The following is a 23,932-nucleotide window of genomic DNA, read 5'->3' on the forward strand; positions in this document are numbered from 1 at the left end:
CCCCTTATTTAAAGACTAAAATAATCTGCGGCGTCCAGTACGGGCAGATTGATTGTTGTCAGCCGATACTGAATATTGATTTTGCTATGGTCGTAACTGTTGATATATTTCGTGCGCCAGGCTGTAACGCCACCGCCAGCCATTCGCATTCCAGCATGGCGATAATCAAGATAGTTATTCGATAAATTCATTCCATCATGAATACCAAGGCGGCAAATCGGCACCAGTGGCTTTGCTGTGGCCGCTACGGGGTATGCATAGTTACCCGGTATACGCTGTGTGTTTAATGAATTACCACGATAAAGCATCGGTGCATTATCAGAGGAGAATGTGCATTGCCCTGCGGCATTCCAGATTGCCAATCCATAGCGTGGAGGAACCGGATAAGAGCCGTTTGAAAAGATGCATATCCACATCTGGCAATCTGCACTGCCGTCGCTGATGACATCTCTACCTGCTTCTCTATAGACATTCACAGTCATGCTTTCACGGTCAAAATCCACAGCGCGATCATCACGATCCCAGTAAGCAAAAACAATCGCGTTGGCACGATCAGGAATGTCGGGGATTGCCCAGGCACCGCGCACGGTAACAACACCACGCCAGACGCATTTCCCCGCAACGCCCAGATCGTTAATTTCGCTGTAATCTGTTGCATCGATAAGCTGGAGTCCATAACGAGGTACACCTCCAGCTCCTGATACCTGAAAGGCATCAAACTCGATGGGACGCCTGCCTTTGTCCTGCCTGGAATTAAATCCATCAAACCAGGCATGCACTGTACCTCCCGATATTTGCACACCACTGCATGATATTACTCTGGGAACCGCGCCTGTTTGAATAATGGCAACCGTTCTTCTTGGGACAATAAATAATGAGGCTCCAGGCGAGAGGTCCGGGTATGACCATGTTTCTCCGTTTTGGTCAAACTCTGGGTTAAAAAAGCCACGATAGGCGCAGGCTTTAGAACCGTTACTGATATCTACACCCGCGCCACCATCTTTGGGATAAACTACAAGTCCGTATCGGCTCAATATATCCTCCCGAGCTTTGTTCTTATTTGCCCTGCACCGTCGTAAACTGCCACACCATCGTTATTGACAACAGTTCGTCCAAGCCCAGGTACTGAACCATTGATTTCAACATAACCATTCCTAAAGCCCAGCTTCATTCCAACGCTTCCGGGGGAATAATTATCTGACTGGAGATAATCCGTAATTTGAGCACCACCGATTGATGCATGCTTAATTTTTGCAGAAGTAATTGATGCATCCTGAATAAATGCATCGCTGATAAATACCTGCCCGTTAACCACAGCAAAAGGCGAATATTGATTACTGCCACTACCACTCATCAGTACGAACTGATTGGCATTAAATCCAACGCGAGTTACTACTGGCTGGCCAGCTTGCGCCAATACCGCAATAGACATCCCGGCGCTGTAATACACGCCATTTATCTTTACACCGGCTTTCAGCGTATGCACCGCAGTTGCGCCAGCAACATCAACCGTAGCCGTCAGTTTATCTTCCAGAGCCGCGGTAACGTCCCCGATCTGCGCCTGCACCTGCGTCGACATTTCAGCAAATGCCTTATCAACCTCAGCAATCGTTGTTTTGACAACCAGGATATCGGCACGCACTTCGCCGTACTGCGCCCACTGGTGATCCACAGTGGCGTTATTGGCCAGTGCGTTCTGCAGGATTGCGTCGATATTCGTGTCGATCTGGCTGGTTAAGCGATCTCCATCGGCTGACGACATAAAGCCATCACCAATATTTTCAAGATAATCCCCTCCATTGGCGTTGGATTGCCCCCGCATCCACTCAATCCAGTCGCCCTGGTTTCCTGTGCGATCAACCAATCGCGCGCGATACCAGAATTCTTGGCCCGCTTTCAGACCTGATTGTTCATAACTGCGCTGCGGATAGGGTACGTCTGAAAGCAACATGGCGTTATTGCCCGCGGCATTATTTGCGTACTGAATTTCGGTTTTCAGGGTATCCCCGGCCCCGGCAGGAAAGCCCCAGGAAAGGCCTATTCCCCACAATAAGGGGGTTGTAGCGAATCCCACAGGCTTGGGTGGTTTTCCTTCCTTGCCATTTAGCCGAGTTTCCTTTGATGTTCCCCAGATAGAGGAAACATCACTGGCATTTATGGCCCGGACCCGCACCAGATATCGCCCGGCAAAAATATTCTGCACTTCGAATCCCAGGGCCGATGTGCGCGCCGCAGTAATCCAGTTACTATCGTCGCGCCGCCATTCGGCTTCATACGCCACAGCATTCTCTACAGCATCCCAGTTGGCGCGCATCGTAGTGATTGCGAGCCCTTGGTTCACCTGTGTAAAGCTACTGATCTGAATATTGCGTGGAGGCGCCTGCACGCCTGGCGGGATAACTGATATCGGCCGCTCATCCAGCCGGGCGCCAGTATCGATCGCATCGTATTTGCCCGGACTATGCCAAACAGCAGAAATGGTAAACGTGCCGTCATCATTATCGGTAACGTTTGAAACCCGATACTGTTGGACTGCCAGATCGCCTGCATCGACAGACCATACGGCCTCCGGTTCTGGGTTTGGGTTATAGGCAGTGCTGACCGTGACGCTGGTCCCACTGACGACGGAAACAGTGCGTGCCTGGGAACTGCCGTTCGGTAAATTGATAATCAGCCGATCACCCGGCGATACATCGGCAACCCGATCCAATTTAATCACCCGGCCATTAACCGCCGATATGCGGCCACCTAACACACGCCCAGCCAACATCTGATCTGCAACGCCAATGATGCGCCCGGGCAATGGAATGTAACCATCCAGCCCCGTTGAGAACGATATTGTGCGGTCGTTGCTATTCGTGAGCAGCGCCCAGCGCCCGCGCCGGTTTGCCTCCGTTTGCCGCGTGCAACCTATGGCGGAGATTTCCGTCTGATTGACACCGTAACGCTCAACCAGTGCATTTTCCATAACCGCTTCAACTTCATCTTGATAATGATTGTCAGGGTTTGACCAACTCACCATCGCACTCGAATAGCGGTTTCGATAACTGCCGCCTTGGTAGTGAAACTTTCCATCAATGACGTTTGCACGTGTGTATGTAAAATCCATATCTCTCGGCATATCAGCCAACACGCAAACCTGGTTATTGGCCCAATACGTCATGCCACGAAAAATCGAAGCCAGATCGCGCAGAACGGTAAAGGCTTCATTCTGAGCCTGAATATAAACGTCACACACAAATCGTGGCTCTGTACCGGAGCCGCCACGCCCATCGGGTACACGTTGATCACAGTATTGTGCGATACGATACAGTTCTACCTCATCAACTTGGGTTGCATCCAGGCGATCACCGAGGCCAAACCGGTTATTCAGCAAAATATCGTAGAATACCCATGCTGGATTGTTGGAGTAGGCCCATTTAAAACTGCCGTCCCATGTGCCGTTGTATGTCCGGCTTTCCGGGTCATATGTTGTCGGAACGCGAATAACCCGCCCTTTCGGCTTACAACTGATCTGCGGAATGTTTGGGAACTGTTTCGCATCGAACGAAACAAATAACAGCGCCGTGTTGGGATAACGAAGCTTGGCATCGATCACTTCAGTAATCGCCATCACCCGCGTAAGATCCACAACATTGCTGGATGTTGAATCAGGGGTAATCCTGCGCAAGCGGATTTGCCAGCCTGTTGTTGCTGGCGGCAGATTCACACGGTGACTGCGCTCAAAAAGTGACGTGGTTTTATCGTTTATAACCCCATTTAATACTGTCTGATATGCACCGCCATCCGTAGAGAGATCAATCGCATAATCAACCCGAGTACCCACGCGATCCCCGTTATCCTCTTGCCTTACCAGCGTCTGCCAGCCAATGCGAACTCTGACAGCCGATAGCTGAGTATTATTTATCGCCCTCACCCAAGGCTGCGTGGCTTTCAGATCGACACCAACACTAGCTTCGTATTCAGCGCCGGGCATTCCCTGAATATAATTCTGCATCTGGGTGCCCGGACGGAAATCCCACTCAAAGCCGGGATAGTTCAGGGTTCCATCTGGCGAATAAACCGGTGTGCCATCGAGGAAAATATTTTGCCCATCCAACCCGCCAGCAAATTCCCCCTCACCCAGCGCCAGCAAAATCTTCGCCCTCGCTATTGACTGTATGCTGTCAGGGGACTCTGTCGGGGTATGGCTACTACCACCGCCACCTTTGCGACCTTGGATCACGTCTGTCATGGTTTCGCCCATAAAAAAGCTCGTCTAAGCGAGCCTGATTGAACACTGATATTTTTTACTGCTGATCTTCCGCGTAAATCCCCGCTGATATCACAGCACCGCCGATTTCTCGACTGCCGTATAGGACACCAACTGGATTGCCCTGGGTTGTCGAGTTAACCGGACCACCGAAGGCGTAGGAGGGTTTGTTCTCGGCATTCTGGCCCACCGACAAGCCGCCTGGCTGGGGTGATAACATTTGCACCACGCCACCTAACAGCATCGATGCGCCGGCCATACGAAGATAGGGAGATATCGGAGCCAAATAAGGGACAAACGACGCTGCAATCAGGGCGGCACCAAGAATGGTTTGGAAAATACCACCCCGCTTGCTGCCGATAATTAGAGGAATGATACGTATATCGTCATTGCCCTTGGTCATGTCGATCTCTTCTTCGCTGACGTTTTTGCTTCCAACGAAAACGGCAAAGGTCAGCCCCCTCATTTGCGCCTCATTCATGAAACGCTCAAAGCCAGGGAATTGCCCTTTCAATGCCCTGACCGCATGAGGTATATCCCGAGCACGGTACTTAAATTCTTTGACAAACTTCTTCCCCAGAATACCGCCAAGCTTTATTGTTCTGATCGGTGTTTCGCTCATTTGAAAAAGTCCTTATAACGCAGGATTTTTATCATTCTTTCCTGAAAATAACCGCCGTATGGGATCCGCTGGCTCAGTTGCCCATAAGGATGGTGCAGCAGCATGTTACCTTCCAACAGGATCCCCGCGTGATTTGGCACCGAAGCCGAGATCTGCATAATGACCATATCGCCCGGTTGTGGTGACCCGTAGAACTCCCGAAAACCGCATTCATACCAGTTGTCCATATACAGGTTTTCACCTTCATCCCACCAGTGATGCTCCACACTGTAATTAGGCAGGGTAATGCCGTGCTGTTGCCGGTAATAATCCATAATCAACGACCAGCAATCGGCATGCCCAAGTATGAACTGGCGACCTTCCAACGGGCGATCACCGCGTGGGTTAATCGTCCTGATATCGCCCTCAGGCCATGAAGCGATCACCCACGGCAATTCCGTAACGTCACACTGCAACATGTCCAGTTCGCTGGGCTGCGTCGTGGCCCCATCGCCAGTGTGGCTATGTACGATAGATACTACGGTTCCCCAATCTTCGGCTATCGCATAGTCCAACGGAGCCAGCTCGAAATGTTCTGTAGGCTTGAGAGAAAGATTGGCACAAGGAAAATAACGCTCTACGCGCCCTCTCTGGGCAATGACGCCGCAGCATTCAGCCGGGTGGCAACTCTCAGCATGAGCCAAGATTGCATCGATAGTTTTTTGTCGCATGGTTACCTCCGAACCAAGGCAGAGCCAGGGAACCCGCCGAAATCCAGCTCGTTATTTTCCCCGTAGCGCTTTTTACAATCCGTCAGCAGCCCCCCACATGCATCTTGCGAAGGATCTGCGGTAGGATTACCTTTCTTATCAAACCAGCCGTTCTGCCCCGCGTATGCGCAACCATCCCCGGTTTTATACAGCCCCCGCATACACCAAGTGCAAAGTGCCGTAATTTGCCGCGTTGGGATCCGCCGCCCTTGCAATGACATTGGATCTGACAACGTAAACTCAATAGCCTCGTTGTGTTCCGCGCTTTTGCTGTCGATGTAGAAAACCTGCTTAAATTCTTGGGCTGGGTCTGCTTTAGGATTTCCACCGGCAAAGTTTTTGGCATCGAGGTAATGCACAAAGGTATCGTGGATCGTTACCTTGGCCTGGAGCATATCGTCAAACCGCAAACACAGCGCAGTGATCAGGCTGTCGATATTTGAAACCGCCAATTTCGGTGTTGCACTCGCCCCGTCGCTGGATGATTCCAGCCCCTTTAACTCATACGGAAATGCGCCGTATTCCTTCCCCTGCCACCAAATGCTTTTTGGCTTTAACTTGGTTTCATCGCCACCAGACGCAGCAATCTCCGCTGGTGTATGAGGTATGGTTTCATTGTGAAAGCGCAGAACATCGGCACCAAATTTTGTACCGTCGACTTCGATTAACCGGACCCGGTTACCGGGTTCCAGTTTTTGCACGTCGTTAGTGATTGCCACATTGTCCCCCTATGGCAAGAACGCTTGTTCAAATGTTGCGGATACCGTCATGATCTGACCGCCAACCGGAGTTGCCTTGATGGAGTCAGCAACCACGCGATATAGCCCCTTTACCCCGTAGGGTGGTGTCCAAAAGAATGATTTAGTGGTGTAGGAGCGGACGAACGCCAGCAGCGGGATCATTTCCGCTTTCTGGCCGGTGAATGACAACGGCCAGGTCTGGGTTTCAATGTTGAGGCCATTACCGGCTACCTGCTTATAGCCATCACCGAACTGCGCCGTTCTCACTCGCTGGGCATAGCTGCCCTCTGGCTGTCCCTGAATTCGCCAGGTGAAAGTGTCGATCGCCATGTTTTCTCCGTGCATAAAAAAACCCAGCCTGGGCTGGGTGTAAAACTTAACGAATTAGTGCCTATTTTCTTAGTCGAATGAGTCTGACATGCTTGCTATCTGGTTGTGCATGGTAATGATCTTAAAACATGATACTAACAGTGCACCAAGCACCTGAAAGTCATTACATAAGATGCCACTTGAAAAATCCCTACCCACAACCTTAGACATATTTCAAAAATATTATATTTCTCTAAACACCCACCTCAACTTGGCGGGGTAAACTTCACCTGTTTTAGCATTTACAAGTCTGGCTGCGATTAAATCAGCATTGAATACTACAACATCCCCTCTGATATCGTCTGGACTGTCCAGTGTGGGGGGCTTGTCTCCCATCCCAGAAACGACACCATGCCCCAATGCTTTTACTCTCGCTAAGTATTCTATTTTGCAATCTCTATGGCTCAAGTTTATGGGTAGATCACCAATCACCTCAATATCAGCATCAACAGGAATGCGGCCATCAGGATTGATTCCGTTGTTTCCGAAAACTAAGATCGCCCCCTTATAACGCAAGCGCTCTACCTGCGCAGTAACCCCAAATGCATTGGCCCCTTCATATGTATCATGGTTAGTGGTAACGTGTTTATCAACGGGGAATCCATACCAGCCTACAGCATTCCTTATTGCACCAGCCTCACCTGCGTTAACTTCCAAATACTCTCTAACGTTGTAAGTTCCTTTTTTAAAGGCGTCAGTTCCTGCAAGCCATCCTTTTTTACTCCATGTATTGTTATAAGGGGCATATGTGACAGAGTGAACGATATATTCTGACGATTCACCACGTTTGTTACGCTTAGCAAGCTCGTTTCTAAGTTTGACCCCGTTTATTGGCACCCCGGAGAAATCACCTTCTGAAGGTATCTCAATTATTTTATAGGTCGTCTTTTCGGCTAATTCTTGTTCTGTCCGCTGTTCATATTGACCGGACGGATAATTAGAACCACACCCGGTAAATGCCAGCGACAACAGAGATAAAAAGATTGTTTTTCTCACGTCAATGCCTCCAATAATCACAAGTGGCAACATCCTATCACCACCTGATTAGCAGTCAATATTTAGTAATGATTAACGCGTCTCCATTGCTGCCATTGCCTCCTTGAGCTTGATTTTGGCAGCTTTGATAGCCTCATTTGTTACTTCACCAAGATTCAACTCCCGGAACGCCGGCAATCTCACTGGGACACTGATTTCATTACCTGGCCCATGCCCCATGATGATGTACACTCGCGCTATAATTCCGCTTTCGTCTTCATTTTCATATGGTGTAATGTTTTCAACTTCAAATTTCATGTCATTTCCTTTGGTTATTTAGGTTCCACAGCGGAGTGCCTGGATTTTGCATTTCAGACATGACCGCATTGAGTATCACAGGCTTTAGTTGCTTGGTGATTCCGTTAATATCAACCACTGTAGAGGTTCCATTCTTCTGCTGCTGGTTTTGGTTGATGATATTTATACCGCCAACATCAACGTTTATTCCTCCACCTCGCAATCCATGCATTGGTGCAGCTCCGCTGACGGTGTTGGTATTGCCAACCAGCCCGCCTGTGGCATAGCCGCGCATCATGGCATACAGATTATCAACACCAATGCGTTCCGTGGCTTCTTTGGTCATTACGAACTCACCACGATGTACAACACCGGCTGGCTCGTATTTCCCTCCATCGCCGGTATAACCCCCCGTATCAAAACTGAAAGTTTTACCCAGAGCGGAAGTAATCGAACTACCACCTTCACCTTCTCCTAACATGCTCTTGACCGCGTAGGCCACCAAAAGCTTGTTGATGATATCAATAATCATCTTGAGGATTGACGTCGTGAAGTCGCGGAATGATGCTTTGCCGGTGGTTACCAAGTCAGTCATCATGTTGGAAATGCCGCTCAACGCACTCATAGCCACGTTTGACACCGAGCTATAAACATCCGTGGCTTTCTCCAGATACTCATTCAGCCCATTGAGCGCACCAGCTTTCCAGTCCTGTTCTAACTTATCTCGCTCCGCATAAGTCTTTTCAAGGGATGACAGTGCCTGCTTTTGTGCAACTGGATTATCAGCATATTCAGTAGTGAGTCGGTCTCTTTCCGATTGCCTCTGAGAATCCCTGGCAGTACCACCTTTGGAAAGAAAAGCGATCTCAGCACGTTTTGCCTGCTGCTGCCGATCAAATTTCTGTGCACTATCCAGCAACTTGTTTAATCGTTCCTGCTGGACAACCTGATCACCGATAACGGCCAGCCGTTCTTTACTCGCAAGAACAGCATCCTTGCTGGATAACAGTGATTTTTCTTGTGCTGATAACTGGCGTGTACCTGCTGCCTTTTCAAGAACCGTGAACTGCGCTTGGGCTTTTTGCAGATCTTTGCGCTGCTGACTGATTTTATCGTTTACGCCGGTATGCTGACGCAATACCTCCAACTGGGCTTGCAGCGCCAAGAGATCGGCTTGCGCAGAATCCTCAGCCTTATCACCAGCAGGGGGCTGATACTTCGGCCCTTTAGGAACCACAGGGTCTATGTGCTTCCTTATGATTTCTGCCCGATATTCTTTATATTGGGCATCCGTTAAAGCCCATCGATCTGCATCAAGTTTGGCTAATTCCTCTTTTCTTTGTGTAGCCTTACTAGCGTATTGCTGATTGTATTTTTCGCCAATTTTTATCCTGTTTTTGAGCCGCTCTTGCTCGTCTCGCTCCTGCTTTGCCCGCCCGGCAGCAAGCCCCTCATCAGTCAGCGACTTTTGAAGTTTCTCGTATTCTTTGGTCAGGTTGCCAACCAGAGTCCTTTGATTTACCAGCGCCTGGCTCTGTTCTCTAGACGAAAACGAATCATTTTGCCGACCGTAGCCATAGCCAGTAGTGTTTACAGCCGGTGTAGCCTCCAGGCGCTCAAGATTCTTACGTGCAACCTCCAACTGCTTCCTTACACCCTCAACCTTGCTACTAAGACTCTGTTCTCTCCCCACATCAAGCATGGCATCCCACGCCCCGGAAGCTGCATCCTTCACATACTCCCATGCTGTTTCCAGTGTGCCGAGATTATTTTTAACCCCGATAGACCGACTGCTCATTGAAGATGCGTAAGATTCCATCGCGATTTTTGCTAAATCGGCGGTGCGCCCCTGTTTTTCGAGAGAGATAATTTGCTCAAGTTGGGTGGCAGTAAGAAAATGGAGGGTTCGATCCAACTCCATTACTGCCTTGACTGGTTCGTCCTGTAGGCGCTTGAAATGCTGGATCGTTGTATCAATTGATTGCCCGGTAGCGTCTTCAATTTCTGCGGCAACCCGCGAGACCATGCTGATCGCACCAGAAGAGAATTCCCCGCTGCCGACCACTTTCGCAATCGAACTCGCGAATGCACGTTGTGTCAGTCCATTTTGTGATAGAGAGCGAGCTAAATCCTGCAACTGAGAGGCTGTTTTTCCAGCATACCCGCCTGTCAGTATAAGCTGCTTGTTATACTCCACGGCTTCTTGCGAGCCTTTGTGCCATGCAGTGACAAGTAGGCCAGCCACACCAACCAGCCCTATAATGGCAAGACTTGTTGGCGAAAGTATTCCGGCAAGCCCCTTCGCATGTTCAGCATTTTCGGCCAACGCATTGGCATTTTCTGATAATGACCCTGAAGATTCCTCAGAGGCATCTTTCATGCCCAACAACTCCTCCTTGATATAGCGGAAGATCCCACCCAGCCCACCGAACGAGTCACTGATCTGGCCGCCCTGTTGAAACAGAACCAGCCACAGCGGCATTCCGCCTGCTATAGACGTGAAGATATCGGTAAATTGTGCGGGCAGCATACGGATCGCCTGCCGATACTGCCCTGCTGAAATAGCCCCATTCTGCCAGGCAGCATCCTGCTCACGCAACCGGGCGATCAACGGTGCAGATTGGGTTGATAGCCCCAACTCAGCGGCTTTCAACTCCAGCAATTCAGCACGTGTTTTACCAATGGCCGTTACTTGTGCCTGCAGCGAGTCAATGAAAGACTTACGAGTAGTCTCTGCGCGCTTGGTCTCCATCGCAACAGCACGTTCTGCAGCTTCTTGCTCTGCCAGTGCCTGCTTCAACCCTCGCGCTGCAATAGCAGCTGCCCGCTTCTGCTCGGCATCGCGAATAAGTGCCCGCTCTTGTGCCTGCATTTGGGCAATCAGCGGCGCTGCCTCCTGGGAGATACCAAGCTGCGCAGCTCGATATGCAGCAGCATCAGAGGCAGATGCCTTATAAAGTGCGCTCTGTGCTTGGAGTTTTGTTAAAAATGCTTCTTTGGCGGCTGTAGCAGCTCGCTCTTGTTGCGCAGCAGCTGCCGCAGCTTTCCCTTCCTCCGTTCTGGCTGTAGCTGCCCGCTCCAACTGAATGCGGGTCTGCTGGATAGTACGGGAAGCCTCAGCAAAGGATTCTGGATCAATAACCCCTTTTGCGTTGAATTTCGATAACTGGCTTTCCATGTTATCGAGTCGTTCGAACGCCGCTGTAACCGGGTTAATCTGCGTCAGTAAATCGCGCAATTCTTGCCGTTGCTGCGCTGTCGCCTGCGAATGGTTTTTTGCTTCCGTCTGCGACTTATTCAACGCTGCAGCATATTCAGCAACACGGCGATGGGTATCTTCAATCTCTTGCGCGATCTCCTTCGATACCTTCGCCGTATTCTTCCCGGAAGCATTGAAACCATCTGCGGCACCGGCCGCACCGGTGGCTTTCTGCTGGAATTTATCCAGCTCTTGGTTGCCCCTCTGCAAATCGCCTGTATCGACGTGCAGGGAAAGCGATGCAATGTCTGACATGCTGGACTCCATGCAAAAAAAGCCACACCCAGGCGGCACTGTTCGAATATCAGGGTGTTGCTGGCGGAAACTAAAGGTTATCTTGAGTGTTCAGCTCGCCCATGTAGGAGCATGGGCGTTTACATCATAGGGATGGCTGATTAACTCTGGGAAAGGGATGAAGATGTCAAAACAATTTTCACTTGAAGAAACACTTGCAATAATGAATGACACTGCACGCAAAAATTATGCTATGACTGAATTATTAGCTCAAGCTTTCAGTGCGTTTGTCATATCAACTGGAAACAAAGACGCTGTTGTAGATTTTATAAAATCTACTAGTGCCACTGGGGAGTTAGTTGAAGCCCATAAACACGCACAACAGTCACTTTTGAAAATTCTCAATTCAGTAGAGATTATCCCCACCAATAAGCACTAACGGAATTACTTTTTTACTCTGTTATGTGTGATTTAATTTTTGCGGCCTGAAGATGGGCCGCATTTATGCTTCCTGATTCTATAACGGCATTCTGAATAAATACTTCCCCCTCACATATCGAAAAATTTTTGCCATTTAAGATATTCAGTTTTTTCTCCAAAGCTTCAACTCGTTGTTCTAAAGTCATAGTTATCTCCTGGTATTTTGTTAAAGCCTCAGACTGCAAAGCCTATTTGATGGTAATACCCAGCGGGCCACTACTGCATTGCTTTATGCTACGTCTTACAGGTAGAACTTTCATCGCATTAACGTTGTGTTGACGGCGACACAACATATGCAACAAACAAAATTTGGCCCTAGCTTTTGTGAATAACTGAAAGTGCCGCCGCCTCCATCACCCTGATATCAGTTAAGACGGTTGCCTCATCCTCTACGCCGTGCAGCTTCATTACCCAGGGCAAGCAGTTGTAATCCAGTCCGGTGACGCCGCTCATGCCAGTACGCCACTGTGTGGCCATGGCGCGGAATACTTCAAACGACTGCCACACATCGGGCAGGATCTCTACCGGGTCTGATTCAACGTCTTCCGGTGTTAGCCCAAATGCGGCCAGTTCTTCCGGTGAGGGTTCAGGCGTATAGAATGCCGAGGCAACCGCTGTTAGTTTTTTTCACGCAACGCCATCAGTTCGCGGGTATATGCCAACGCGATCGAGTCAAACGCCCGCGGGTAGTTTTCCAACAGCACCATAACGTTTTCTTTCGTGAATTTTTCCGGCAACGCCCAGCCAATGGCAATTTCGCAGACAAAATCTACCATCGGTGCATTGGTGTGCTTGCCCGTTTCGCCAAGCTTCTCGGTCTCTTCCCGCAAGTTTTTTTCCAGCACTTCCAGATCGGCACGAGTCTTATGCTTGAACGTAAACGTCAGAACACCATCTTCAGCACCAGCGCGGGGAATGGTCACATCGATTTTAAAAGTTGGATTAGGGATAAGAGTAAATTTCATGTCGATACCTGTGATTAGTGGGGCGCAGCTGCCGCCCCAGTGAATTATTTGTCTTTGTAGAACGTCATGGTGCGGGATTGCACAGCGATAGATACCTGGACGGTTTCTACCTGGTTTACCGCTGTGGCCGGTTGCGGATCGAACGATGCCACACCAGACCAATAACGTTTCTCTTTGGCTTTAGGCACATACATGTAAAATGGCAACGTATCGCCGGAGCGATCACCAGCAAGTAGAACGTTATAAATCGCCAGCGATGAATCATGCGCAAAGGTAAATGTCTGGTTTTTTGCGGCACGGAACGTGGCAAGGTTACGCTGGCGATCATCCTCCAGAAATTGCACCTGAACATATTGCTGATCACCACCGGAGGCACCCACTTCGGTAATTTGCGGGATCTGCATCCAATCAGTGATTTTCATTAATGACCCTACGCCCGCACCGTCAGGGAAAAAGTTTGTATCTGACGTGTCGAGGGAACCAATCGTAATTGCCGTTGCGGTCGCAATGGTCACCTTAGCAACCAGATTATCAACCAATCCCCAGCCGGATTTGATTAAAACAATGTCGTCAACAGCCAGTGTGCTGCCAGTAACAGTAAACACAGCCCCCTTTGCGTTGCTGACTGCTGTTGCAGGCAACGCGGCGGCCATTTTGGACCCCACAAATACCGTGGCGCCGTTAGGCAATGCAAATCCCATAGGATTCTCCAATTCAGGACATAAAAAAACCGCCGAAGCGGTCAGTGAGTGATGATGTCAGCTCGGTAATTCATGCTGACGGGGATTGTGTAGCGCGTATCCGTTGTTATGCCGCGGTAAACCGTGGGCGGCGTGCTGATGTAGCAGGTTAAGCCACCTTCGGTCAGCATCATCCCCAAAGGGAACAATGCGGAGATCTGGTCGGCCAAGTCCCTTGCAGGGCCGATGCCATCACCAGCAGGCGCAACAACGTTGATTTGCCAAACACCCGGCAAAACATGCAGCTTTTCCGCAAGGTCTATTGCTGTTGTGGTTGCGGGCATGGCGTAGGCTTGCAGATACAGGCCATCGGGCGGATCCATTGGGGTGTTTTCCCACGCAACAGGAATATCATGCGCGTCGGCCCATTCGCCCAGACGGGCCTCAAGCAACGCAGCTATGCGGGTGTGGCTCACGGTTCAATCTCCGATACGGCGGCGCTGAAATGCCGCTGGAAGTCTGCGGCAGTGATACGGACCATGCCGCCTGGCGCTTGGGTGGAATGTCCAAATTCCAGTGGATAGGCATAAGGGACGTTATTCGCGAAGTAAATGGCCTGCATGCCAATGCGGAATTGCTCTATCACCAGGTTTCCCGCAGCCAGCGTCGCACCGCCTGATTTATCGATCCGACCTGTTTCACCATCAGCCGGCGAATCAAAAGACACCTGCCAATTGCCGCGAAACCGGCCCCCGCTATAACCTGGTGGCGCCCGGATCCCCATACTGTCAGAAACCCGAGCGCGCTTTTTCAATTTCCCGGTGGGGGTGAGGTTGGCAGAGTCTTGTCGCAGGGCCTCATTGTGATCAAAAACAGCCTGGTTGTAAGCTACCGCCGTGTTATTCACTTCCCATAACTCAGGATTGCCAACAGGCGACATCTGCACAAGTTGCGCCAGTATCCGGATACTGGTCGCACGCACCACCTGCGCTTGATTGGCCTTTGCCTTATCGACAAACGCCGTTATCGTCTGCATAAAGGCATCATTTTCGGACATATTACGCCCTCAGTTGTGCCCGGTAACAAATCAGGATGGGACCAGGCTTTATCGGATGAGGATGCACTACCCGATATTTTTTACCGTCAACCTCGATCTGGTCATCTATACGGATTTCCGTTTCATGTGTGGCCACCAGTTGCACATCACCGCCCTGAATCAAAGTGCCGTCGATCTCGTTCGGTTTGTACTCGGTTTTTACACCGATTACCGTGCCGTTAACCTCCGGCTCCCTCACTTCCTTACCAGCTATGCGGCTGACTGTACCGCCGCGGGTATGCGGGTATTCAGATCCGTTCTCGGTCAATGTGTGAGTTGCCCTTTTCTGGGCGCCCAGATAATCGATAGCCATCCTTTCCCCCGAATCAAGATCTCGTTGCGATCGCGTTAATGGCAAACCCACCACCGACAACAAAGCCGTTTAATACCGCCATTACCGCCGGATAGGTCTGCTTGAAAGTTTCACCGTCAGCAATAGCAAAAACAGTGGTGATCGCTCCTTCGACACGCTCAGACTTTATTGAAGCCGATCTGCCGGCAGCCAACAGATCCCCCTCTTGAGCCTCAATTGCCAGCATGCATTGCGCTGTAACGACCTGTGGAGGGATCACGTCATTCGGATAACTAAAGCCATCGAATATCACACCAGAACGCGGCCATGCCAACGGCTGAACGGCTTTAGCCCTTCGCCCCTGCCAATTTATGCCACTCAGAAAATCCATTGCCTTGATCAGCAACGGCTCGGGGCTTTCTGGGGGCGTAATGCCCCGACCAACAACAAATGCTTCAAGATCTGCCGCCGATGCGTAGCTGTTGAATTCCGGCGCTTTCGGATTGGTAGACAACATAGTGCCTCCAAAAAATTAGGGGCCTAAGCCCCTTGGATTACTTAGCCTTGGCCGCCGGAGCGGAGTCGGTAAGCTTGATCATCACACCGGCCGTTACCTTGTTGCTGGTAGCGTGTTTTTTCCAGTTTGTCGGTGTCCCAATCTTGGTTAGATCCGGATTTGCGCCGCCCTTTGACTCATCCCAGCTATAGCCGAGCATATCAATATTTACCGTACCTTCAGCGCGGTAACCAATTGCAAGGTTTTCTTTATTGTTCACATCGAAAGAACGGAACCCCGGCGCTTGCGATTCAGTGATCGCAATAGCATTTGGCAGAAGCCCCAGAATAACATCGATTGGCGCTGTATCCGTAACCAGCACAGGCTTACCCAATGTGCCAGGCAATCCGCCATACACCACCACGCCCGCTTCTTCATAAATTTTGTTGGCGATAGCTTCATCGACAATGTCGAAATAGCTGGCAGAGTGCATAACGAACAGGCTGATACGGCCAAACTTATCGCCATATTTGCGCATTCCTTTGGTGAGCGTCTTTTTGCCATCGGTCGCAATATTGGCACTGACAACCATTTCGTCATTGGCACCAATAGCCGCTGTGAGCGCCTTAATTGCATATTTTACAAAACCTTCCAAGGTGGCATCAGCAACATCAATACCCACGATTTCCGAAAACTCAGAAACGTCGCGGCCACGGCGTTTAAATGCTTCCTCAGTGGTTTCGTAAGGGCCATATTTCCATGGTGCCTTAACACCCACGGACTCTCCGGCACCAATTTTTTTGCTATCCACCGGGTCGTTAGAATTCACGTCACGATGTTCGATGCTGCCCGACAGGTTATAAAAAGCACGCTTCTTGAAGTCACCTTCGATCAGCGCGTTATCCAGAACGATCGCCCCATTTGATGAAGCATTGAATACATCCAAATTATCCTGACGGCGCTCCAGGTATGCAGTTTGAGCCAGATCGTTATAAATGATCAGGTCGGTGTTAACAGTTGCTGCCATGTTCGGTGATCCTTATTCTTTTGGAAGTCTTAAAAATGCCTGCTGGCCATGAGCGCGGATGTAATCCGATTTTTGCTTGGAAGACATCTGAGAGCGCTTCAGTGATCCGCCACCAGGCTTATGCCCACCCGCGCCCGAACCTTCGGCTGCTGGCCAAAGATGAGGGGCAGTGTCTTTGAGGGATTCGGCCCACTCGGCAGGTGATAGCGGCGTTTTACCGTCCTTCCCCATAACCGGGTTGCCGTCCTTGTCGATTGCAACGGCCTCGCCGTCTTCGTTAAGTGTGAAAACTCCCTGGGAGCGTAAAATGATGTCGTCCGCCGCAGTGGCCAGAACACCAGTTTTTAATGCCGCCGAACGGATCACATCACCCAGCACTCGCTTAGTGAATTTGTTCGCTAGCGCCTCGGCTTTTTCAGCGCGATCTACGGCAGCTTTGATTTTCTTATCCGAATCACCACGCATTCGTTCGGTACGCTTCTCCAGCACCTCATCAATTTTCCCTGCGGCGATCAGTTCTGCCTCTTCGCCATCGGAAAAACGCTTGAGAATGCCACGCACAGCGTCGGGATCGATGCCATCAAAACGCTTCAAGTTGTCGCCTTGCTCTTTGAGCTTGCCGAGCAACTCGCTGTTTTTGGTTTTCAGGCCCGAAACAGACTCGTTAATGCGGGAATCAATAATGGCTTGGATTTCCGGGGTGATCTCGACCCCAGCACTGCCGCCGCCACCTTCCCCGCCTTCACCTGCTGCCGCATAATATTTACGTGCAATATTTCGGAATAACATGCTTTCCCCTTGGGATTTATTGCCGGGCTTTGCCCAATAAAAAACCCGCGCTATGGCGGGCTCGTTGAAAATCTAATTTTTACATTCCGGCCTGGCTAAATGCCTGCCCGTCAATCTCTCGCAGTTGCGCGAGTGTGAGCCACTCCCCTTTATCGGTGAAGAATTCAGAGGGTTTCATGCCACCATCTCGCATCAGCCGTGCGCGGGCCTCGCCCAATACCTGCACTTGCCGCTGATAGGATTGTCTCTGGAGCCAATCGCGATAATTCGTGTCTGCCGGCACTTGCCCATCCATACTGGCCCGAGTGCCTTCCAGCATGTCATTGGCATCGATCCCTAGGTCTTGCCATGACTTGACCACCAACGTTTCGGTAGAACGGCAGCAAAAATGAATGCGGCCAGGTCCTGCCCCATAAGGCACCTTATGCCCGATAGGTTTGTTTTCCATCGTGTACCGCAGGCGATCACGAATAATGCAGGCAGGCGTGGTTTTGTTGTCCAACGTGCTTAGCCACTGCTTACAATCAACTATGTCGGCGTTTGCCTGAGCAAATTCAGTGCGGGCTACTGCTGACATGTGATTGACCGCAGTCTTTATCACGCTTGTTGCGTTAGATCGGCCTGTTTGCAAAACGCCATCCTGATAATTCCGCGCCTTCGTGCCACGTATGCGCCGGTATATTTGGTCTGTCGTTTCTCCCTGCAAATAGCCCTGGCTAACCGCATTGCTGATACGCTGCATGCGGTCGCCTTCAAGCTTTCCGGCCCATTCACTCAACAACCGGCCCTGGAATGGCCGTGCGGTAGCTGCTGCATAGGCTTGCTGGGGTGTGATCGTCATGAGTGGCCAGCGCTGCTTAACCGCCCCAGGCAGCAGCGAATCGAACAGGCTCAACTGGTAGCCAACCTCATGCCCTATAAAATCGCTCAACTCGTCACTGAGTGAATGATAGAGCTGCTGATGAGCCTGCTGGTTGATATCGCGCACGCCGCCAAGCAGCGTTTCCAAGCGGCGAACGGTGAAACTGGTAGGATCCAAATCCTCCATGGCCACCATCAACCGGGCGGATAAGTCAGCGTCAGCCTGGTTTAATACCGCCACCATTCTTTTTGCTGTGCCGGTCGAGTACCGGCTTACAAAAATTGTGTGCGCCACCGCCTCATCACTAAGCCGCTGATTGACCGTCGCCATTGGCTCCACCCACAAAGTTAGGCCCGGAAGTGCTCAGGACATCCAAAATAGTCGCCGGGTCTGCCGCTGGATCGATGATGTCCATTTTTTGCAGTGAGCGGATCATGTCGAGCGTCGGAACAGCTCCGCTTTGCCACGCTGCCACAATGGCATTAAGGACATTGGCGTCTGCCCCTTTCGGCAGGAACTCCTTGGTTACCGCATAACTGATAGCATCAAACTCGTTGATACCCAGATAACGTGCGCACCACATCACCGCCACGGTATATGCCTCGGAAACGTTACTGCAGCAGATGCCCAGAATGGAGGTGCCGGACGCCTGCTCGCCGCTTGCCTGCGTTGCCGTCTTGATTGCACCATTTTGCTCAATAAGCCGAGCGCCGAGTGCAATCATGTAGGCTTTTTTGTCGTCCATCGCCTCTTTGGCAATCATGTTTGGCTGGCCTTGCGCCATCCCCATCGCCCCATCAGCCGGTAACAGCATAGGGTTTCGGGATCCAAACTTAACGCCGTTTTTTTCCAGCCAGTCGCGCCAGTCTTCGGATAAACCACTAATCCACGGCTGGATCTGACCACAAAAATGCACGCTATCCTCATAGTCTGCACTGTTGCGGTAATGGCCCAGGTTAATGGAGATCAGCGCCTCTAGCGGGGATTTGTCTATATCCGGGTTGTTATCCTGTGCGCCGAGGAAAATGAATGGTATTTCGTCCCAATGATCAGCTCCGAATGGCTTCGGATAATAAGGTTCACCCGCAACATATTTTTGCGACTTACCATCACCCGAAGGCCGCCATACACGCACCATGAACTTGTCCCCCTCCATCGCCAGTTCACGATATTGGATCACATCCTTGAAGCCGTAACCGTCCTCTTCTTCAACGCATTCACGCAATACCACGAGGATTAACTTGTTGCGTCCATTGATACGCTTTGTTCGCCAGTTGATTATATTTTCGGTCAGGTAACGCAAGATAATGGCTTGCTTCCCTTCCTCTGCGTAGTCGACATAAAGCCCGTCACGGGCCACCTCAAGGACTGATTCAAGGCTTTGCTGCGACTGCTGGTAAATGCTGGTCCCGGCTCCGTCAGCATTTGTTTTCAGGTATTCCAATTTGTTACTTTCGGGAAGGGAAAGCGTCGGATCCCGGCGAAATGCCATCCCCTGTAATCCCTGCTTAGTATTTGCAGCGATTGCATAGAAAACCGCACGTGCCAGATAGCTGGCGTTGCGCTGCTCATTGGCTTCGGATATATCCAGCGGGTTTAACTTTGGCAGATGCTCATGGCCTGCGGCCTTAACTGCATCCGGGCCGCTACACACGTCCCGGTTTCGCTTCCACGTAGGTAAAGCCTCGTCGTACTCTGGCCGAGTAAACGTTATGTCATTTTTTTTACTCATCCTAAAGTGGATCCCATGTTAGTGCTGAATGCTTCTTTGATTTTCAGAGCGAAGAGATAGAAGATCGGATAGCCACCAGCGTCGTTACCGTGGTCAAACCCACCTTTTTTATCTGGTTCACCGCTATCCGCATAAACCTGACGCTCTAGGCACTGAGTAAACTTAGGGCATTTTTTCGTATTCACTTTCATCCGGCGATCGCCATATGTGTTGCACAGCATGGCATTCACAGAGTTAACACGATCTTTAACTGCCGGGTTTGAGTCCTTGGCCTTAACCGTGAATCCAGCGTCTTTTAGCAGCGATATATCGGACTCACTGGCATTACTTGAACCACGATTTTTGCCGGAGGCATCTGGATAAATGAGGATTTTGTGGCCGAGAAAATGTTTCGTTATTTCCTCAATCATTGCCCTCGTATCAAATTTATTCATTAACTCATCAACGGCGTGCGGCAAGCCCTCACGCATTACGTAAACCACTGCCGCCATTTTTCCGACGTTGAAGTCCATCCCTATATGCAACTCATCACCTGGCTGGATAGTGTCGTCAGTATGGTTTTCCTTCCGGTCAAAACAGTAATAAACAACGCCTTGGTAATTCTCGAACGATGCCAAATACTCTTGGCGAAATGTCCGCGGATCCATCGTGCGTCTAGCTGTCTCTATTTCTTCCGGCGGTACGTTGCCACCGTCTACCGACGTATAAAGCCAACTGCGGTGATCCGGCTCTCTACCATCCTGCCCGGCACTGTAAGTGTCATAGCAGTGGTTAAACCCTTTCGGGGTACCAATACGCAACGCATGGCCACCCACATGCTGCACGCCATCAACGGTGTACTTGCAGGTCGAGAGCATCGGACGGATAACCTCTTCCCATGCCTGATAGGGGCAGTCTGCCCATTCATCTATCAGCACGAAAAAAAGACCAGAGCCTCGCAGATCATCGTAATTGTTCAAACCCACGCAGCGGATGATGTGGCCACTGTTGAGGGTGATCGACAATTCCGTTTCGTTAGGCTTCGTCGCTCGCCAATGAGGTGGGATCGCTTGCTTTAGCCTGCGCCAGAATACTCGCTTGGCCTGTTTCAGCGTTGGAGCGCAATACCAGATTTCGTCCTCAACGCTGACGTTCCAGCGATCGGCTAAACGGGCAGCTCGGCGCATTTCTGCCTTGCCCAGGAACGTTTTACCAAATCGACGGCCGCACACGGCATCACGAAAACGGGCTTTCGGCTGCCAGCCCCAAACATAGATATTCGCCTGTTTCGGCGTTAATTGAACGGGCCCGTCAGAGGATTGGATTGTCCGGAGTAGGTTCATCAGGGGTTATTGCCTGTAGTTGATAATCATCCTCCAGCCCTGTTTTGTTGTTTGCTGGCTCTCTTGCTGCCTGAGCGGTCAATAGCTGGATCAGGGTTCGACGTGCCGCGTCCTGGTCGGCGGTCAATACTTGGATGCCATGCTGCGTGTGCTTTATACCAGCGTAAAGCCAGCGAGCATCCGTCCCGGCCAGATTCCTTGTGTCGGCAATGTACGATTGCCCCTCCCCTGCGCCCTCACACTTCGGACAATCAGGATTGGGATCATCACTTTCGACAAATCCAAGGCCGCCGTATTCAGGTTGTGGCTTGCCATCGCCAGCCGCTTTTTCTGCCGCTTCGTCAAATTCTCCAATGTCGCGCCACTGGTAGCGATGATTGTCACCCCAGCAGTAGCGGCAATTCACATGGCGGAATTGGGATAACTCGTTAGGATCCGCTCGAGTGATTGAAACAAGCTGATGCACGATTTCATCAAGCTCTGCCGTGTAACGTTTTTGGCGCTTGTCCAAGCCATCACGAATTGCCCGGTAAACCGATACGTGGCGATACAGTCTCCGGGCTGCGGCCTTTCCTGTTTCTCCATCGCACTTGTAACCGGCATTTCGGTAAGACGCGTACTTATCACCAGTCAAAAGGTACTCAGAAACAAATTTTGCCTGCTGTTCGTTAATCCCGTAATCGCGGGGATCGAAGATAAATTCTGAGGGATCGCTTTCTATCTCAATCACGTCATTTTTAATCTGAGGCTCTATTTTATTTGTGGCTGTTTTTCCCTTGCCAGATTGCGCAGTTTTGCTTGTACGCACTTCCTTTTGCGCAGTATTGCGCATTTCAGATTGCGCACTTTTAGAAGGTTTCTTGATATAGCGGCGGGCGGTTGCGTAATTCAGTCCTTTGGCTTCACACCACGCTGTCGGCGATATACCGGACCGGGCATGGTCAGCCAAGAACTGGTCTTGCAGCGCCCCCCAGTCCGGTTTGCTCATACGGGTTACTCATGTTTGCTTTTGCGCTTAACGTTGCGGAGCATGCTGATAGCACCAGTGTCTCCAGTACGTGCTTTTTGATAGATGGCGTTGTGTAGGTCAGCCGCCCCCTTAGCGCTACCTCTTCGGATTGCCTCACGGAATTTACCAAGGGATTCGCGATCGACCTTTAACTGCCCCAGATCGAAACCCAAGACATCAGCTATTTGCTGCTCGGTCAGCTTGCGGGCGGCCCACCCTTCGACTTTTGAGTAATCAAGCTCCATGCTCACCTCGCAGCCAGAAAGCATCTAGCACATCATCAGAGCGTCCCAGGGGCTTACCGTCTGGCAACTCCATTTCGAACTCATAACGAATTGCTGCGGATAGTCTCTCTCTTGCCAGCGGATGTTCTGAAATTGCTTGCACCTGAAAAGATGATCCGGTGTTTGCGTGGTGTACGATTTTCAGCTCATGATTTTTTGCCAGTAGCTTCACGTCTGCCGCGCTATGGAAATGCTGATAGAACCAATTTCCTTTTCGATACTTCGCCGTGAAATTGTCCTTGTCGGGAAAATACACTTTCGATTTTTTCGAACCGGCTTTCATGAGGCGCATTGAAGCCTGCTCAAACTCCAACCGTCGGCCAGAAAAGAACACCAGCCCGCCTGGCTTGCAAAGCCCCTTGATGAAATCCATGACCGAGCGCTCAGCCTCCAGGCTATCGACGCTGTTTATCACGCTATCGCATACCACGTAGTCGAAAGGGCCGTGGTTTTTGAGTGACAGGCACATCGCGTCAATCATGCGATGCACGCTCCGTCGGTCGATGACATTGCCGGCACCGCGCCGCCGAAACAGCTCAAGATCGAGGAAGTTAAAACCAAGCCCCCGTAAAAGGTGTGCGTAGTCCCCCTGGCCGGACCCAAAATCGATCCCCCGCAGCTCTTTACCGTTCGCATGATTGGAAAGGTAAGGCATAACGAGTTGCTCATAGAGTTTTGAGCGATTTCCTTTCCTGCTGCCCTCCCTCAGCCGCATCATTTGCGCGTAGGTTTGAACGTAGGTTTTTTTCTCAAGGTGGCCATAGCTGAATACCCCGTACTCCCTATCAAGGTATTTTTTGTAGCGGGCCTTATCAGCGTCAGAGATAACAAAAACTGTCAGCGGGGATTTTGTCCCAATCGACGCAAGGGCGTACTGTGCACAGTGGATCACATCTCCGGACTCAGTAGCAACACAGCCACCCCACGGCCCGTATTTCATGATCATCTCGCTAATCTCGCGGCGGACATATGCCATGCGGGCGCGCAGGTTTCCAGATATCTGACCAGACTCAACAACCACGAAACCGGATTTTCCAACCAAACCGCTGACCCTGCAGTTTTCATCACCCGAATCCATATCCGTACCGTTATGCAACTGGTTGAAACGGATCTCGTCGTAAAGGTTGGTTTCTGTCGGCAGCAGGTAAACGGCGGCCGTTGTCACACCATTAACGCGAAGCGCTTTTGTGCGCTGGTGACCGGCAACCAGCAAGCTACCCCGAACAATGAGTGGTTTCACCAGCCCCAGGATTCGAATGCTATCCGCAAGCATCTGCAGATCATCGTCATTAATGTGCCGCGGGTTGTACTTGGCGCCATGCAAATTTGTGATGTCGTAATTCAGATCAAGCATCGTCACGCCCTCCAATTAGGGAGGAAACGAAACCGAAATATGATCCA

At 50.7% G+C, this 23,932-nt stretch carries 26 protein-coding genes; 1 reads left to right on the forward strand and 25 read right to left on the reverse strand.

The window, feature by feature from the left end:
* Nucleotides 1-8: 8 nt before the first annotated feature.
* From ACMV5I_RS02065 to ACMV5I_RS02105, 9 genes are all read right to left on the reverse strand, one after another.
* Nucleotides 9-1,034 (reverse strand): DUF6453 family protein, encoded by a 1,026-nt coding sequence (locus ACMV5I_RS02065; protein ID WP_223535725.1) that lies wholly within the window; start codon nucleotides 1,032-1,034, stop codon nucleotides 9-11.
* Nucleotides 1,031-4,234 carry a host specificity protein J gene (locus ACMV5I_RS02070; RefSeq protein ID WP_414823707.1) on the reverse strand — a complete coding sequence of 1,068 codons (3,204 nt, stop codon included), beginning with the start codon at nucleotides 4,232-4,234 and terminating at the stop codon, nucleotides 1,031-1,033. Before ACMV5I_RS02070 ends, ACMV5I_RS02065 begins: the two co-directional genes overlap by 4 nt.
* 55 nt (nucleotides 4,235-4,289) lie before the next feature.
* Nucleotides 4,290-4,874 (reverse strand): tail assembly protein, encoded by a 585-nt coding sequence (locus tag ACMV5I_RS02075; protein WP_414823535.1) that lies wholly within the window; start codon nucleotides 4,872-4,874, stop codon nucleotides 4,290-4,292.
* Complete coding sequence (locus tag ACMV5I_RS02080) at nucleotides 4,871-5,584, reverse strand: C40 family peptidase (protein ID WP_414823536.1); 714 nt, start codon at nucleotides 5,582-5,584, stop codon at nucleotides 4,871-4,873. Before ACMV5I_RS02080 ends, ACMV5I_RS02075 begins: the two co-directional genes overlap by 4 nt.
* A gap of 2 nt (nucleotides 5,585-5,586) precedes the next feature.
* Nucleotides 5,587-6,342 carry a phage minor tail protein L gene (locus ACMV5I_RS02085; RefSeq protein WP_414823537.1) on the reverse strand — a complete coding sequence of 252 codons (756 nt, stop codon included), beginning with the start codon at nucleotides 6,340-6,342 and terminating at the stop codon, nucleotides 5,587-5,589.
* A 9-nt stretch (nucleotides 6,343-6,351) separates the two neighbouring features.
* On the reverse strand, nucleotides 6,352-6,693 hold the full coding sequence (locus ACMV5I_RS02090; protein ID WP_414823538.1) for a phage tail protein: 342 nt from the start codon (nucleotides 6,691-6,693) through the stop codon (nucleotides 6,352-6,354).
* 222 nt (nucleotides 6,694-6,915) lie between these two features.
* The gene (locus ACMV5I_RS02095; protein ID WP_414823539.1) at nucleotides 6,916-7,761 is read right to left on the reverse strand and encodes a hypothetical protein; all 846 of its coding nucleotides are present in this window, start codon (nucleotides 7,759-7,761) and stop codon (nucleotides 6,916-6,918) included.
* A gap of 39 nt (nucleotides 7,762-7,800) precedes the next feature.
* Nucleotides 7,801-8,025: a hypothetical protein gene (locus tag ACMV5I_RS02100; RefSeq protein ID WP_414823540.1), complete on the reverse strand. Its 225-nt coding sequence runs from the start codon at nucleotides 8,023-8,025 to the stop codon at nucleotides 7,801-7,803.
* Between the two features lies 1 nt (nucleotide 8,026).
* Nucleotides 8,027-11,518: a phage tail tape measure protein gene (locus ACMV5I_RS02105; protein ID WP_414823541.1), complete on the reverse strand. Its 3,492-nt coding sequence runs from the start codon at nucleotides 11,516-11,518 to the stop codon at nucleotides 8,027-8,029.
* Nucleotides 11,519-11,681: 163 nt separating this feature from the next.
* Here ACMV5I_RS02105 and ACMV5I_RS02110 point away from each other — a divergent pair, with 163 nt between their 5' ends.
* Complete coding sequence (locus tag ACMV5I_RS02110) at nucleotides 11,682-11,936, forward strand: hypothetical protein (protein WP_414823542.1); 255 nt, start codon at nucleotides 11,682-11,684, stop codon at nucleotides 11,934-11,936.
* A 13-nt stretch (nucleotides 11,937-11,949) separates the two neighbouring features.
* Here ACMV5I_RS02110 and ACMV5I_RS02115 read toward each other — a convergent pair whose 3' ends face one another.
* The 16 genes from ACMV5I_RS02115 to ACMV5I_RS02190 all read right to left on the reverse strand — a co-directional run bounded on the left by ACMV5I_RS02115 (nucleotide 11,950) and on the right by ACMV5I_RS02190 (nucleotide 23,885).
* Nucleotides 11,950-12,123 (reverse strand): hypothetical protein, encoded by a 174-nt coding sequence (locus ACMV5I_RS02115; protein ID WP_414823543.1) that lies wholly within the window; start codon nucleotides 12,121-12,123, stop codon nucleotides 11,950-11,952.
* Between the two features lie 169 nt (nucleotides 12,124-12,292).
* On the reverse strand, nucleotides 12,293-12,547 hold the full coding sequence (locus ACMV5I_RS02120) for a DUF1799 domain-containing protein (protein ID WP_414823708.1): 255 nt from the start codon (nucleotides 12,545-12,547) through the stop codon (nucleotides 12,293-12,295).
* Nucleotides 12,548-12,594: 47 nt separating this feature from the next.
* Nucleotides 12,595-12,948, reverse strand: coding sequence for a phage tail assembly chaperone (locus tag ACMV5I_RS02125; RefSeq protein ID WP_223499656.1), 354 nt, complete (start codon nucleotides 12,946-12,948; stop codon nucleotides 12,595-12,597).
* Nucleotides 12,949-12,986: 38 nt separating this feature from the next.
* The gene (locus ACMV5I_RS02130) at nucleotides 12,987-13,643 is read right to left on the reverse strand and encodes a phage tail protein (RefSeq protein WP_414823544.1); all 657 of its coding nucleotides are present in this window, start codon (nucleotides 13,641-13,643) and stop codon (nucleotides 12,987-12,989) included.
* A 41-nt stretch (nucleotides 13,644-13,684) separates the two neighbouring features.
* Nucleotides 13,685-14,098, reverse strand: coding sequence for a DUF4128 domain-containing protein (locus tag ACMV5I_RS02135; protein WP_414823545.1), 414 nt, complete (start codon nucleotides 14,096-14,098; stop codon nucleotides 13,685-13,687).
* Entirely contained in the window at nucleotides 14,095-14,679 is a 585-nt protein-coding gene (locus tag ACMV5I_RS02140; RefSeq protein WP_414823546.1) for a hypothetical protein, read from the reverse strand. The genes ACMV5I_RS02135 and ACMV5I_RS02140 overlap by 4 nt, the downstream gene beginning before the upstream one ends.
* Nucleotide 14,680: 1 nt before the next feature.
* Nucleotides 14,681-15,031 (reverse strand): hypothetical protein, encoded by a 351-nt coding sequence (locus ACMV5I_RS02145; RefSeq protein WP_414823547.1) that lies wholly within the window; start codon nucleotides 15,029-15,031, stop codon nucleotides 14,681-14,683.
* 13 nt (nucleotides 15,032-15,044) lie between these two features.
* Entirely contained in the window at nucleotides 15,045-15,527 is a 483-nt protein-coding gene (locus ACMV5I_RS02150) for a DnaT-like ssDNA-binding protein (protein WP_414823548.1), read from the reverse strand.
* 37 nt (nucleotides 15,528-15,564) lie between these two features.
* Nucleotides 15,565-16,533, reverse strand: a complete 969-nt coding sequence (locus ACMV5I_RS02155) for a major capsid protein (protein WP_223499339.1) — start codon at nucleotides 16,531-16,533, stop codon at nucleotides 15,565-15,567.
* Between the two features lie 12 nt (nucleotides 16,534-16,545).
* On the reverse strand, nucleotides 16,546-17,322 hold the full coding sequence (locus ACMV5I_RS02160; RefSeq protein WP_223499338.1) for a hypothetical protein: 777 nt from the start codon (nucleotides 17,320-17,322) through the stop codon (nucleotides 16,546-16,548).
* Nucleotides 17,323-17,401: 79 nt separating this feature from the next.
* Nucleotides 17,402-18,514: a hypothetical protein gene (locus tag ACMV5I_RS02165; protein ID WP_414823549.1), complete on the reverse strand. Its 1,113-nt coding sequence runs from the start codon at nucleotides 18,512-18,514 to the stop codon at nucleotides 17,402-17,404.
* Entirely contained in the window at nucleotides 18,489-19,916 is a 1,428-nt protein-coding gene (locus ACMV5I_RS02170) for a DUF4055 domain-containing protein (protein ID WP_414823550.1), read from the reverse strand. Before ACMV5I_RS02170 ends, ACMV5I_RS02165 begins: the two co-directional genes overlap by 26 nt.
* Nucleotides 19,913-21,238, reverse strand: a complete 1,326-nt coding sequence (locus ACMV5I_RS02175) for a terminase large subunit domain-containing protein (protein WP_414823551.1) — start codon at nucleotides 21,236-21,238, stop codon at nucleotides 19,913-19,915. The genes ACMV5I_RS02170 and ACMV5I_RS02175 overlap by 4 nt, the downstream gene beginning before the upstream one ends.
* On the reverse strand, nucleotides 21,207-22,226 hold the full coding sequence (locus ACMV5I_RS02180; protein ID WP_414823552.1) for a terminase small subunit: 1,020 nt from the start codon (nucleotides 22,224-22,226) through the stop codon (nucleotides 21,207-21,209). The genes ACMV5I_RS02175 and ACMV5I_RS02180 overlap by 32 nt, the downstream gene beginning before the upstream one ends.
* A 5-nt stretch (nucleotides 22,227-22,231) precedes the next feature.
* Nucleotides 22,232-22,492 carry a hypothetical protein gene (locus tag ACMV5I_RS02185; RefSeq protein ID WP_414823553.1) on the reverse strand — a complete coding sequence of 87 codons (261 nt, stop codon included), beginning with the start codon at nucleotides 22,490-22,492 and terminating at the stop codon, nucleotides 22,232-22,234.
* Entirely contained in the window at nucleotides 22,482-23,885 is a 1,404-nt protein-coding gene (locus ACMV5I_RS02190) for a ParB N-terminal domain-containing protein (RefSeq protein ID WP_414823554.1), read from the reverse strand. The genes ACMV5I_RS02185 and ACMV5I_RS02190 overlap by 11 nt, the downstream gene beginning before the upstream one ends.
* Nucleotides 23,886-23,932 lie beyond the last annotated feature (47 nt).

Origin of the sequence: Serratia sp. T13T92 (genome assembly GCF_047530105.1) — a bacterium.
Classification (GTDB): Bacteria; Pseudomonadota; Gammaproteobacteria; order Enterobacterales; family Enterobacteriaceae; genus Chania; species Chania fonticola.